This is a genomic window from Citrobacter sp. Awk 2 (genome assembly GCF_028069815.1).
Classification (GTDB): Bacteria; Pseudomonadota; Gammaproteobacteria; order Enterobacterales; family Enterobacteriaceae; genus Citrobacter.
The window spans coordinates 1-13,432 of record NZ_JANEWL010000117.1 but is presented as its reverse complement, the minus strand read 5'-3'; the positions used below and the strand labels follow the sequence as shown (position 1 = coordinate 13,432).

The window sequence follows — 13,432 nt, the reverse complement described above, 5'->3', positions numbered from 1 at the left end:
TCACCTTGCTTATATCTGTCCCAGATAATTGCCTTCTGCTCTGGCGTGTAGTTAATCCGAGTTCTTCGTTTCATGACAACGTCCCCCTTGATTAAGGATAGCGTTGCATCGACCCATTGAACTCACACACGGCGATTCACCGCTTCGCCGCACTGGTACAACAGCTACCCGCCTCACAAAGTCATCACCATTCCATTCCCGGCGGACTACTGGACCATTCGCTGGAAGTTGCCTGCAACGCCATCCGACTGCGCCAGGGTTATCTGCTGCCACCGGAAGCGGGCGCGGAGGAACAGGCCCGGCAGGCCAGAGCATGGACAGTCACGGTAGTCTGCGCGGCATTGCTGCACGACACGGGAAAAATCGCCGTGGATATGGAGGTTCACCAATTTGATGGCACTATCTGGCATCCGTGGCGAGGGAAACTGGCGCAGCCTTATCGCTGGCAGTACCAGAGCCACGGTCGCGACTATCATCTGCATCCGGCGGCTGGCGCAATGCTGATTAATCCGTTGATACCCTCGCCATTACTGGACTGGCTGGCCGGATATCCTGCGGCTTTTGCGTCCCTGATTTATCAGCTTACCGGACACGATGAACGGTCTGGTGCGCTGGCGGAACTGGTGCAGCAGGCCGATAAAGCCTCTGTCGCCCGATACCTCGGCGGCGATATCAAAACCGCGCTGGCACAAAAGCCCTCTTCCTTCCCCCAGCAGCTTCTTACAGCCTTACGGTCGCTGGTGCAGAACGATTATCGGCTGAATAATCCCGAATGTGGATCCGATGGCTGGCTGACGGAGGATGCGCTGTGGCTTATCAGCAAAACCACCGCCGACCGGGTTCGCGCCTGGCTGCTCCAGCATGGCGTGTCCAGCGTCCCAGAAAACAATAACCGCCTGTTTGATGAACTGCTGGCGCATCAGCTTATCGTTGCCAACGAAGATAAAGCGATTTGGCGCTGCATTATCCGATCGGATAAAGGTTGGTCACCCGTTGAACCGCTGACGCTGCTGCGCCTGACGCCGTCTGCAATCTGGGCACCAGACGAACCTCGTCCCACCTGTTTTGCCGGTGATGTGACACCGGTAAACGAAGCTGAACCCGTCCCTGAACTTAGCGCCCCCACTCAACCACTGCCGGAGATAGCAGACGACCCGAGGCTTGGTGACAATAACAACTTCCTGCAGTGGCTGAAGAACCACACCAGCCCTTCAGGCACGGTGAATACCCGTAACGGCAAGGTGCATGTGGTGGAAAACCACCTTTTTTTGATAACACCGGGGATCTTCAGGATATACGCAACAGAAACAACAGGTGATACCGGTGACGGCTGGAAACTGGCACAGCGAATGTTTCAGGAGTCAGGGCTGGCCCTGCGCTGTAATGATAACAGTTTTATCTGGACCTGCGAGGTGCGCACGCCACAAAAGAAAAGTAATCTGTTGAAAGGGTTTCTGATGGAGGATCCTGGGCTGGTGCTTGGAGAGAAAATGCCGGTGAATAACCCGTGGCTGAAGTTGACACACGAATAACAACGTCATATTTACAAAAAAATGCCACACATACTATCAGTTAGAGCGGAAAATTTAACAATAAAAAGGGAGTGTTAACGAGAAAAATGTTTTTCACTCTTCAGGTGAAAATAGAGGTTATACTTCCAATTAGTCAAAATGAACTTTTCGATAAAGGGACCAATGACTTTTCCTGAAGTTCAACGGAACAAGAAAAGCGGTTCCTGTATAGCAGATGTTTGATTCTGGTTCTCAGTGTCAGGCTATTACACTCAATGCGCTAATTGAAAATTTTAGCCGCTAGATATTTACCCTTCGGCACTTCTCGGGCGTAACATCCCCAGTTGTCACTGGCTATCATCTTGGTATCGGACTCTGTCGATAAAATAATGTCAGCGATTCGCGAACTAATAGGTAAACCAGATCATCACCTGTTTTCGTGCTATACAACTATCAGAACCAGTGCTACAGCGCCTTGTTGCCGACAAAACGCCACTGTTCATCAAGTTCACAGATAAGCACCACATCGGCATGATACGACCAGTCTACCGTTCTGCTTTATACCCAATCGCCCTGTTTTTAATGTCATCATCCAAAAATAGCTGCATCTTGCAAAATTCTACTATATAAGCCGTAAAGAGCACACAGCATCACCAAACCGACAATCGTAAAAGCTATCACCATTAACCGGGAGAGCGCACTGTAAGTGCTACTTGATGTATTTATCTCACGCTCCAACTGCCAGAAAAGCTGCCCCAACCGCCAAACAAAAAAACCCAGCGCTACAAATATAACTGCAATAACCGCGCTTACTACAGGCAAACCAGATCTCGTACCAAACACTAGATCGTTACCCGCAATAATAATTCCGTTAGCCACTGCTATCAGCGCTGCAACCAAAGAAAGATACTTAGTGTACATCCCCTCACCCTCAATATGTTTTTAAATCTTCTTCAGCTTCCCGAGTATAACTCTCGAAATGGGCCACTCTATTTTTGATGCTGTATCGTCGTTCTACCAAACTATATTTCTATTTTTCACTGCTATTGTTATCCCTTTGATGAAGTTCAGAGGTTATAAAACATGAATACTACTAAAAGCACGACAAAGTCTATAGGGTGATATATTCGCCACTTTCAGCTATTCGCACAGCTAATTGTGTAAGTTATTATAAGCATTAGTCGGAAAGATTTATCCATACTCTTTCCTAAGTATACCAAGTTTGCTACTCTTTTTTCCGAGTGCGGTGCCATATCGCACAACGTGCAGGCATAAAGCGCAGCCAACCACGTGTCGATATAAAAAGGGCCGCCAAAGCGACCCTTTCATTTCAGAGAAAAAACAATTACAGCAGTTCTTTTGCTTTCGCGACAACGTTGTCGACGGTGAAGCCGAACTCTTCAAACAGCAGCTCTGCCGGAGCAGATTCACCAAAGGTAGTCATCCCGACGATTGCGCCGTTCAGGCCCACGTATTTGAACCAGTAGTCAGCGATACCCGCTTCCACTGCAACGCGAGCGGAGACCGCTTTCGGCAGTACGGATTCACGGTATGCGGCATCCTGCTTGTCGAACGCGTCGGTAGACGGCATGGAAACCACGCGCGCCTTCACGCCTTCAGCAGTCAGTTTGTCCCACGCTGCAACCGCCAGCTCAACTTCAGAACCGGTCGCGATGAAGATCAGTTCTGGCTGACCAGCGCAATCTTTCAGCACGTAGCCGCCGCGAGCGATGTTCGCCAGCTGCTCTTCGGTACGCTCCTGCTGTGCCAGGTTCTGGCGGGAGAGGATCAGCGCGGTCGGGCCGTTCTGACGCTCAACGCCATATTTCCACGCCACGGCGGATTCAACCTGGTCACACGGACGCCATGTGCTCATGTTCGGGGTCACACGCAGGGAAGCAACCTGCTCTACCGGCTGGTGAGTCGGGCCATCTTCGCCCAGACCGATGGAGTCGTGGGTGTAGACCATCACCTGACGCTGTTTCATCAGCGCCGCCATACGCACCGCATTACGGGCATATTCAACGAACATCAGGAAGGTAGAGGTGTACGGCAGGAAACCACCGTGCAGGGAGATACCGTTGGCGATAGCGGTCATACCGAATTCACGCACACCGTAATGGATGTAGTTACCGGCAGCATCTTCGTTAATGGCTTTAGAGCCAGACCACAGGGTCAGGTTCGATGGTGCCAGGTCGGCAGAGCCGCCAAGGAATTCAGGCAGCAGAGGACCGAAGGCTTCAATCGCGTTCTGAGAAGCTTTACGGCTGGCGATTTTCGCCGGATTAGCCTGCAGCTTAGCAATGAATTCGTTGGCTTTCGCGTCGAAATCAGCCGGCATGTCACCTTTCATACGACGGGTGAATTCAGCCGCTTCCTGCGGGAAGGCTTTCGCATATGCAGCGAACTTCTCGTTCCACGCAGCTTCTTTTGCCTGACCGGCTTCTTTCGCATCCCACTGAGCATAGATTTCAGACGGGATTTCGAACGGCGCGTATTTCCAGCCCAGCTGTTCGCGGGTCAGTGCGATTTCAGCATCGCCCAACGGCGCACCGTGAGAGTCATGGGTACCCGCTTTGTTCGGGGAACCGAAACCGATAATAGTTTTGCACATCAGCAGAGACGGTTTGTCGGTCACTGCGCGCGCTTCTTCAACTGCGCGTTTAATGGCGTCAGCATCGTGACCATCAACGCCACGCACCACATGCCAGCCGTAAGCTTCGAAACGCTTAGCGGTGTCATCGGTGAACCAGCCTTCAACGTGACCATCGATAGAGATGCCGTTGTCATCGTAGAACGCCACCAGTTTGCCCAGCTTCAGCGTACCGGCCAGGGAACATACCTCGTGAGAGATACCTTCCATCATGCAGCCGTCGCCCATGAAAGCGTAGGTGAAGTGGTCAACGATGTCGTGACCTGGGCGGTTAAACTGCGCCGCCAGCGTTTTTTCAGCGATAGCCATGCCGACTGCGTTTGCAATACCCTGACCCAGAGGACCGGTCGTGGTTTCAACACCCGCGGTGTAACCCACTTCCGGGTGACCCGGCGTCCTGGAATGCAACTGACGGAAGTTCTGCAGCTCGGACATCGGCAGGTCATAACCGGTGAGGTGCAGCAGGCTATAGATCAGCATGGAGCCGTGGCCGTTAGACAGCACAAAGCGGTCACGGTCAGCCCAGGACGGGTTAGTCGGGTTGTGGTTCAGGAAATCACGCCACAGGACTTCGGCAATGTCAGCCATACCCATCGGGGCACCCGGGTGACCGGATTTGGCTTTCTGTACTGCGTCCATGCTCAGTGCACGAATAGCATTGGCAAGAGTTTTACGCGCTGGCATCGGCAGTCCCCTTTTGCGTTGCCAGCCGGGCGGCGAGCAGCGCTTCAAGTTTCTCCTGATCCTGAGCGAACAAACGAATGCCTTCAGCCAGCTTATCCACGGCCATCGCATCCTGGTGGTGCTGCCAGTAAAACTCAGCTTCGCTTATCGGCGATGGACGGTTTTCCACTACAGCATCGGTACTCAGTTTTCTTTCAACATCACCTTCTTGCGCATCCAGCTCGCTCAGCAGAGCTGGAGAAATCGTCAGGCGATCGCACCCGGCTAACGCCAGCACCTGTTCGGTTTTACGAAAACTGGCGCCCATGATTACCGTCGGATAGCCATGCGCTTTGTAATAGTGGTAGATGTCTCGTACCGATACTACGCCCGGATCGCTCTCTGCCTGGTATGTTGTTTGCGGCTGATGTTGTTGATACCAGTCATAAATCCGCCCTACAAACGGTGAAATCAGGTACACCCCGGCTTCAGCGCAGGCGCGAGCCTGGGCGAAAGAAAACAGCAGCGTCAGGTTGCAGTTAATACCTTCTTTTTCCAGTTCTTCCGCGGCGCGAATACCCTGCCAGGTCGCGGCGAGTTTGATAAGAATGCGAGATTTATCGATGCCCTGTTGCTGATACAGACGAATAAGTTTGCGTGCTTTAGCAACACATAGGCCTCGGTCAAAGGAGAGGCGGGCATCGACTTCGGTAGAGACGCGACCAGGCACATGACACAATAACTCCAGCCCGATATTCACTGCCAGTTTATCACTGGCGTTGATGATCTGTGTGGTCTGGGAGCCGCCCTGTTTAATGGCGAATTCAATGGCATCATCGATCAGGTTCTGATAGTGCGGGATTGCCGCGGCTTTGAGAATGAGCGACGGATTAGTGGTAGCGTCCTGAGGTTTAAAACAACGCACTGCATCAATGTCACCGCTGTCAGCCACGACGGTGGTAAGGCGTTTAAGTTCATCTAACTGACTCATAATCTTGATCCTTTCAAAGAACAGAGGTTGAGCGGCTAATAGTGTTATGCAGACTTACCTAATTTCTCGTAGTGGCTGATTCTGTCCACTTTCGGTGCGGAGCGCCCCCCCTCGAACTCTGATGCCAGCCAGACATCAACGATGTTTTTTGCCAGTTCTGGACCGATAACGCGTGCGCCTAAAGTCATCACCTGAGCGTCGTTGCTTTTGCGTGCGCGCTCGGCGGAATAGGTATCATGGCATTGCGCGGCGCGTACGCCGGGGACTTTGTTAGCCACAATCGCCATACCGATCCCCGTACCGCACAACAGAATGCCGCGTGGGTAGGTACCGTCGCCAATGGCGCTGGCCAGATTAAAAGCGATATCCGGATAAATCAGCGGGTTGTCATCGACATCATGGCTGAAGTCGACAACTTCTATGCCTTTCGACTGTAAGTGGGATTTCACCTGGTTTTTCAGGTCAGTTGCCGCATCATCAGCACCAATCGCGATTGTTAACATAACGGTTTCCTCACATTGTGGAACAGGGGATTTGAAATGTTCATGTGAACGAAGATCTATCATATGAACAAATTCTGGTTGAGTAAAAAGTAGCTTTTAATAAACATAAGTTCAATATGTTTTCATATGAACAGTCAAAAAGATTGCTACTACCCCCAATAATGACTATGCAACCCCTCGCATTGCTTAAAAAAGACATTTTGAGGGCGATCACAATTTCATTTGATGCTCATATGCACGAATCTTATGAACTGCTAATGTTCATTTGTCATGTAGCGTGAATGTAAATGGATTACACAACCAGGAATGGAATTACGCTTATTCATCATTGCTAGTAATACGGCAAGAACATTTACCCTCTGATCCCACCGGTAACCAGGTTGCCCGGAAGGAGAGATACTGTGACCAGCACTCATCAAAACGTAGCGGTTGACGTAGAAAAATCAGCGATTCGTAAGATCTCCATGCGTCTCGTCCCCTTTGTGGCTTTGATGTTCTTTATTAACTTCCTCGACAGAACCGCGATCTCTTTCGCTGGTCCTAACGGCATGATGCAGGACCTTGGCCTCCAGGTTGCGCAATTCGGGCTGGCCTCAGGGATTTTCTTTATTGGCTATATTCTTCTGGAAGTCCCCAGCAATCTGGCATTGCACCGATACGGCGCGCGTCGCTGGCTGGCGCGTATCATGGTTTCCTGGGGGATCGTTTCTCTGTTATTCACCTGGGTGAGTAATGTTGAAGGGCTTTATATCCTGCGCCTGCTGCTGGGTGTGGCGGAAGCGGGCTTCTTCCCAGGGGCCATATTCTTCCTGAGCGCCTGGGTTCCGGCTCGTCATCGCAGCAAAATTCTGGCGCTGTTCTATCTGGCGCAGCCGCTGACCGTCGTATTTGGCGCACCGCTGGCAGCCTGGTTTATCAATCAGCACGGTCTGTTTGGTCTGGAAGGCTGGCGCGTTATGTTCCTTGGCGTATCCATTCCGGCCATCGTTGTGGGTATCATCGCGTGGTTCTATCTGATTGATAAGCCTGACGATGCCAAATGGCTGACCACACAAGAAAAGGCATGGCTGAATAGCGAACTGGCGCGTGAAGACGCACAGAAATCCAGTGCCGCTAACCATAGCCTGCGTTCGGTCATGTCCAATGCGCGCGTCTGGGTGCTGTGCCTGATCTACTTTGGTTTTGTCTACGGTCTGTACGCGCTGGCGTTCTTCCTTCCCACCATCATCGGCGGTTTCCAGAGCCAGTTTAACGTGACCTTCGGCGTAATGGAGAAAGGTCTGATCACCGGCGCACCGTATCTGGTGGCAGCGATTGTCATGTATTTCTGGTCCCGGGATGTGTCGCGGCGTGGTTGCAAAACATGGCATATCGCTTTGCCAGCCCTGGTTGGCGCAATTTCTGTCCCTACCGCTCTATATATGGACACGCCGTTTGCCACCATGGTGGTGATCTCGCTAACCGCCAGCGCCATTTTTGCCGCACTGCCAAACTTCTGGACTTTACCAACTCAGTTTCTGTCTGGCGCGTCCGCCGCCGCCGCCGTGGCGCTCATCAATACCCTCGGTAATGTGGCAGGTTTTTCGGCGGGCTACATTACCGGTGCGCTGCATGACGTGACGCACAGTTATCTGGCACCAATGATGGTGGTGGGTGGGTTTATGCTGCTGTCGGCAATCCTGATGCTGGTATTAAGCCGTATTCCCCACACGTCCAATGCTGCCGATGTGAAGATGAAACGAGCAGGAGAGCACTAATATGACATGGCTATTTAATAATCCCTCCGAGTTTGCCAAAGAAATGGTCGCTGGTTTCGTCAGCGCCAATGCTGAAGTCGTACGCCAGGTGCCGGGTGGGGTTATTCGCAATACCCAAAGTCAGCCAGGAACGGTGGCAATTGTTATCGGCGGTGGGTCGGGACACTACCCGGCGTTTGCCGGGCTGGTGGGTCAGGGACTGGCCCACGGCGCGGCAATGGGGAATTTATTCGCCTCGCCCTCTGCACAACAGATTTGCGCGGTAGCAAAAGCCGCTCACAACGGTGCCGGCGTGTTGTTAGCGTTTGGCAACTACGCCGGAGATGTCCTGCATTTTGGTCTTGCACGGGAACGTCTGATGGCTGAAGGCATTCCTTGCGAGCTGATCGCCGTTACTGATGACATTTCCAGCGCAACAAAAAATGAAATGGAAAAACGCCGCGGTGTGGCTGGGGATTTAGTGGTGTTTAAAGCGGCGGCTGCCGCGGCGGAACGGAGGGCCTCGCTGGAAGAGGTGCTGGCCGTCGCCAGACAAGCCAATGACCGCACCCGCACCATCGGTGTGGCCTTTTCCGGCTGTACATTGCCGGGGGCGGAGCATCCCCTGTTTACCGTTCCGGAAGGGCGGATGGGCTTTGGTATGGGGATCCACGGCGAGCCGGGGATCCGCGAAATAGCGGTTCCGGGGGCAGATGAACTGGCCGACATGCTGGTTGAACATCTGCTCAACGATATTCCGCCAGGCGTCAGCGTCAACGGCGCGCGCGTGGGGGCCATCTTAAACGGCCTTGGCTCGGTCAAATATGAAGAGTTGTTTGTGCTCTGGCACAGCGTACAACAGCGTCTGAGCGAGCAAGGCATTATCCTTGCCGATATCCAGGTCGGTGAATTCGTAACCAGTTTCGATATGGCGGGCCTTTCGTTGACGCTTGCGTGGTTTACCGAAGAACTGGAGGCGCTATGGCTTGCCCCCGCTTACAGCCCGGCCTTTAAGCGTGGTTCGGTGATCGTTGCTCAGCCGTTACGGACCCGCGACGGGGATGAACTCCAGCAGGAAGTGGTACCTGCAGCATCTGAGGTCTCGCGCGCTGCCGCCGTTCGCGTGGTGGCGATGATGGATGCGCTTGCCGATGTGGTCATTGAAAATGAGGAAGAGTTAGGACGTATCGATGCGGTGGCCGGAGATGGCGATCACGGTATCGGTATGGTGCGCGGTGTGCGTGCGGCACGGGACAGTGCGCATCATTATCTGGCGCTGGGAGCCGGTGCAGGCACCGTTCTGCAGCAGGCTGCCGACGCGTGGGCCGATAAAGCGGGCGGCACCTCGGGGGCTATCTGGGGCGTTATCTTAAATACCATTGGCACCGGTATTGGCAATCAACAGCATCCACAGGCCGCTGCCGTCGCCCGCGCCGTGCATGATGCTGCGCATGGCGTGATGCATTTTGGTAAAGCAAAGCCTGGCGACAAAACGCTGGTGGATGTGTTACTGCCGTTCAGCGATGTGTTAAGCGCGGAAGTGGAAAAAGGGTTACCGCTGTCGCAGGCGTGGAGTCACGCCGCCTGCCATGCCGAACAGTGTGCGCAAAATACCGCCCAGTTGCTGCCGAAAATAGGTCGTGCGCGTCCGCTTGCCGAACGTAGCCTGGGGACGCCTGATGCGGGTGCGGTTTCACTGGCGATGATCGTCACGGCGGTAAGTCGCTGCTTTACGGCCATCCCGGATAGCGAGAAAGAGGGGGCGGTATGTCAGTGAAGCTGACGCTCGGCGTGAGCCTGAAGATGTATTTCGGCTATGAGCAAACCCTTGACTGGAGCCGACAGGTAGCAGACATCGTTCGGCAACATCCGTTGCTGAAGGCTTATGCGCAAACCACCTTGTTTACCTTTCCCTCCACTCCCGCGATTGATGCAACGCTGCGTGCTTTTGACGGTACGGCGATGCAGGTAGGGGTGCAGAATATCGCACCCGCGGCACCGGGCGCATGGACCGGAGAAAACAGCGCGGCGATGGTTGCCGAAATGGGCGGAAAGTTTGTTGAAATCGGCCATGCTGAGCGTCGTCGTCATTTTCATGAGGACAATGTGGTTATTTGCCGCAAAGTCCAGTTGGCGCTGGAGAATGGGTTAACGCCGGTTATTTGTATTGGCGAGCCTCAACAACTGCCCATTGCCGGTGCCACTGCGTTCGCCATTCAGGAGGCGAGCGTCATTATTCATTTTCTGCAACAGCATGCCCTCACCGGGGATTTGATTTTTGCCTGGGAGCCGCAGTGGGCCATTGGTGCGCCGCAACCCGCTTCTGCCGAATATATCCGGTCTGTGTGTGCTGGGCTACGGGCTCATTTGTCGTCTGTCGCGGGCAATCACCGCGTGATTTACGGCGGCAGCGCCGGACCCGGTTTGCTTAGCGCGCTATGGCCGAATGTCGATGGTTTGTTCCTCGGACGCTTCGCCCATCAGCCGGCGGCGGTACAGGCAATCCTTGATGAAGCTTACTCCCTGTTAACTCACGCCGAGACGAAGGAAAACGCATGAAAACTGGACTCAGCACCTACGCGTATTTCTGGCAATTATCAGAAAAAGCGGTCAAACCCATGAGCTTGTTCGACGCCATAGATGACAGCAAACGACTTGGCGCGACGGTATTTCAGATCTGCGATTATCCGCAAATCACCGAGTGGTCCTCCCGGGAGCGGGTACGTCTGGGGGAACATGCCGCGCGCGCAGGTATCACGCTGGAGTTGGGCACTAAAGGCGTAAAGACGGAGCATCTGCAACGTTATCTGGCGATTGCTGGCGAGCTGAATTGCTCGCTGCTGCGCACCATGATCAACAGTCCTGATCATCGTCCGACGCTAAGCGAAGCACAGCGCAGCGTGGAGGCGGTGCTGCCGGCGTTTATGGAGCTGGGCGTGGCGATCTGCTTTGAAACGTATGAACAGGTGCCTACCGACGACAACATTACGCTGGTGAAAGCGATTAACGCAGCGCAGGTGGGCATTTGTCTTGATCCGGCCAACTGTGTCGCCAGCCTGGAATTACCCATGGATGTGGTGGCGAAAACTGCACCTTACGTACTGAACTGGCACGTGAAAGATTTCGCCTTCTCCCGCCGCGACGGGTGGGTAGGCTTTACGCTGGCTGGTTGTCCGCTGGGTGAAGGGCTACTGCGCTATGACGATATTTATCAGCATGTTCAGCCGCAGGCTCGCGACATTAACCAGATCATTGAGCACTGGCTACCCTGGCAGGGCGATAGTGAAAGCACGTGTCGTCTCGAAGCTGCCTGGACCGAACATAACATGAAGTATCTGCTTGATAAACAAACCTTAATGAATGTTTCTTCAACAAAATCCAAGGAGTCTGATCATGTCTGCTGAATTAAAAACGATTACCGTCATTGGTGCCGGCGGAAAAATGGGCATGCGTATTTCGGCCAATTTCCAGAAAAGCGCATACCACGTTTTCTATTGTGAAAACTCACCAACTGCGCAGCAACAGATAACGGCTAAAGGACGAGAGCTTTCCGATGCGCAGTCCGTTGTTCCGCTCAGCGATGTGGTGATTCTGGCTGTGCCCGATATTGCTTTAGGGAAAGTCTCTGAATCCGTAGTTCCACAGATGAAACCCGGGGCAATTTTGCTGACCCTGGATCCAGCCGCCGCTTACGCTAATCTCATCGCCCAACGCGAGGACATTGAGTACGCCGTTGCGCATCCATGCCACCCTTCAGTATTTCTGCAGCGTTACACCAAAGAAGAACATGAAGATGCCTTTGGCGGCATTGCGGCAGTACAGCATGTTGCCGCTTCCTACGAGACTGGCAGCGATGCACAAAAAGCCGCATTAGGGAAAGTTATCAGCTGTATGTATGGTCCGGTTGAGCAGGTGCATTGGGTCACGGTAAAACAGCTTGCTTACCTGGAACCAACGCTTGTAGAAACCGTGGCCTGTATGGTCGGTGCTTTTATGAAAGAAGCCCTGGATGAGACGGTGAAGCACAGTGGTGTTCCGGAAGAAGCCGCAAAAGCAATGCTATACGGGCACATTCAGATTGCCCTTGCCGTCGCCTTCCGCGCAACCAACCCGTTCTCTGACGCTTGTATGATCGCAATGGAATATGGCCGTGAAAAAATCGTCAAACCAGACTGGAAAGTGATTTTTGAAGAGCAGGAACTGGATAAAGTTATCGCGAGAATGTTGAAAATCGACAGAATCAAACGCTGATGCAACACTCCGCCATCCCCTGATGGCGGAGTAGATCTTTTTATCTACTGCAGTAGTTCTGGTACAATTTACGCCAAATGGCAGTGTCAACATTCTTTCCCTTCTTATGGAGAACCCACCTCGCATGGATAAATCCAGCCAGACTCAGGATTTTGAACTACTCACCGAGATAGCCATTGCGTACTACTGCGATGAGGTGACACAAGAAGAGATTGCCAATCGATTTGGCTTTTCACGTATTAAAATCGGACGATTGCTGAAGCGTGCTAAAGAAGAAGGCATTGTTGAGATTAACGTCCGCTATCATCCGGTGTTCAGTACCCAGCTTGAAAAGCAGATGCAGGAACGCTTTCCTATCACCCGCGCATTAATTGCCCTTGATCATAATGACGAAGATGAACAGCGCCGTCAGGTGGCTGCTCTGGTCTCCAATTATCTGGCGAATAATCTGCGCGACAATATGGTGGTCACGGTCGGTCAGGGGCGTAATGTGGCAGCTGTTGCTGAATATACCAGCCCTATCCAGGCAAAAGATTGCCGTTTCATTTGCGGCATTGGCGGGACGCATCGGCCTGGAGACGTTATCAACGCCGACCATATTAGCCGTTTGCTGGCGAAGAAGTTTGGCGGCAGCAGTGAATCTCTCTATGCCCCAGCCTATGTTGAGAATCCTGAACTTAAAGTGGCACTCATGCGCAATGGCACTATCAAGGAGACGCTTGATCGTGCTCGCAAAGCGGATATCGCCCTGGTGGGTATTGGCGATATGAACGAGAACAGCTATATGGTAAAACTCGGTTGGTTCACGCCACAGGAAATCAACGATGCTAGTCTCCATCAAGGGGTGACGGGCGATATCGCGGGTTATGACTTCTTTAATGCCCAGGGTAAACATGTCAATACCGTGATGGATGATCGCGTCATTGGATTGAGTATCGAAGAGTTGCGACAAATTCCATGTGTGATTGCTATCGCTTCAGAAAACACCAAAGCAATGTCAATCATGGGAGCATTACGGACAGGGGCAATTGATATCATAGCGACCAGCGCGAGAAATATACGCACCATCCTCAGTTTGTCTCAGTAATAAGTTCCACTAATCGCATTACTCAATAATCTAAAGA

The 13,432-nt window shown here is 52.8% G+C and carries 11 protein-coding genes and 1 pseudogene; 7 read left to right on the top strand and 5 right to left on the bottom strand.

The window, feature by feature from the left end; translation table 11 throughout:
* Positions 1-116 precede the first annotated feature (116 nt).
* The gene (gene mobH, locus NNO02_RS20640) at positions 117-1,532 is read left to right on the top strand and encodes a MobH family relaxase (RefSeq protein WP_271455605.1); all 1,416 of its coding nucleotides are present in this window, start codon (positions 117-119) and stop codon (positions 1,530-1,532) included.
* Positions 1,533-1,606: 74 nt separating this feature from the next.
* Here the strand turns inward: mobH and NNO02_RS20635 are convergent.
* The 5 genes and pseudogenes from NNO02_RS20635 to rpiB form a co-directional block, all read right to left on the bottom strand.
* Positions 1,607-1,872: pseudogene (locus tag NNO02_RS20635) on the bottom strand (IS1 family transposase); the annotation flags it as partial.
* 227 nt (positions 1,873-2,099) lie between these two features.
* A complete protein-coding gene (locus tag NNO02_RS20630; RefSeq protein ID WP_265640180.1) occupies positions 2,100-2,432 on the bottom strand; it encodes a hypothetical protein in 333 nt (110 codons plus the stop codon).
* Between the two features lie 424 nt (positions 2,433-2,856).
* Positions 2,857-4,848, bottom strand: coding sequence for a transketolase (gene tkt, locus NNO02_RS20625; protein WP_271455604.1), 1,992 nt, complete (start codon positions 4,846-4,848; stop codon positions 2,857-2,859).
* Entirely contained in the window at positions 4,835-5,818 is a 984-nt protein-coding gene (tal, locus tag NNO02_RS20620) for a transaldolase (RefSeq protein WP_267437367.1), read from the bottom strand. Before tal ends, tkt begins: the two co-directional genes overlap by 14 nt.
* A 44-nt stretch (positions 5,819-5,862) precedes the next feature.
* The gene (gene rpiB / locus NNO02_RS20615; RefSeq protein WP_267439463.1) at positions 5,863-6,321 is read right to left on the bottom strand and encodes a ribose 5-phosphate isomerase B; all 459 of its coding nucleotides are present in this window, start codon (positions 6,319-6,321) and stop codon (positions 5,863-5,865) included.
* Between the two features lie 401 nt (positions 6,322-6,722).
* Here rpiB and NNO02_RS20610 point away from each other — a divergent pair, with 401 nt between their 5' ends.
* The 6 genes from NNO02_RS20610 to NNO02_RS20585 all read left to right on the top strand — a co-directional run bounded on the left by NNO02_RS20610 (position 6,723) and on the right by NNO02_RS20585 (position 13,395).
* Entirely contained in the window at positions 6,723-8,078 is a 1,356-nt protein-coding gene (locus tag NNO02_RS20610) for an MFS transporter (RefSeq protein ID WP_267439462.1), read from the top strand.
* 1 nt (position 8,079) lies between these two features.
* The gene (locus NNO02_RS20605; RefSeq protein ID WP_271455603.1) at positions 8,080-9,834 is read left to right on the top strand and encodes a dihydroxyacetone kinase family protein; all 1,755 of its coding nucleotides are present in this window, start codon (positions 8,080-8,082) and stop codon (positions 9,832-9,834) included.
* Positions 9,825-10,616 carry a triose-phosphate isomerase family protein gene (locus NNO02_RS20600; protein ID WP_271455602.1) on the top strand — a complete coding sequence of 264 codons (792 nt, stop codon included), beginning with the start codon at positions 9,825-9,827 and terminating at the stop codon, positions 10,614-10,616. Before NNO02_RS20605 ends, NNO02_RS20600 begins: the two co-directional genes overlap by 10 nt.
* A complete protein-coding gene (locus NNO02_RS20595; RefSeq protein ID WP_267439456.1) occupies positions 10,613-11,461 on the top strand; it encodes a sugar phosphate isomerase/epimerase family protein in 849 nt (282 codons plus the stop codon). The genes NNO02_RS20600 and NNO02_RS20595 overlap by 4 nt, the downstream gene beginning before the upstream one ends.
* Entirely contained in the window at positions 11,451-12,308 is an 858-nt protein-coding gene (locus NNO02_RS20590; RefSeq protein WP_267437361.1) for a phosphogluconate dehydrogenase C-terminal domain-containing protein, read from the top strand. The genes NNO02_RS20595 and NNO02_RS20590 overlap by 11 nt, the downstream gene beginning before the upstream one ends.
* 124 nt (positions 12,309-12,432) lie before the next feature.
* Complete coding sequence (locus NNO02_RS20585) at positions 12,433-13,395, top strand: sugar-binding transcriptional regulator (RefSeq protein WP_265640322.1); 963 nt, start codon at positions 12,433-12,435, stop codon at positions 13,393-13,395.
* Positions 13,396-13,432 lie beyond the last annotated feature (37 nt).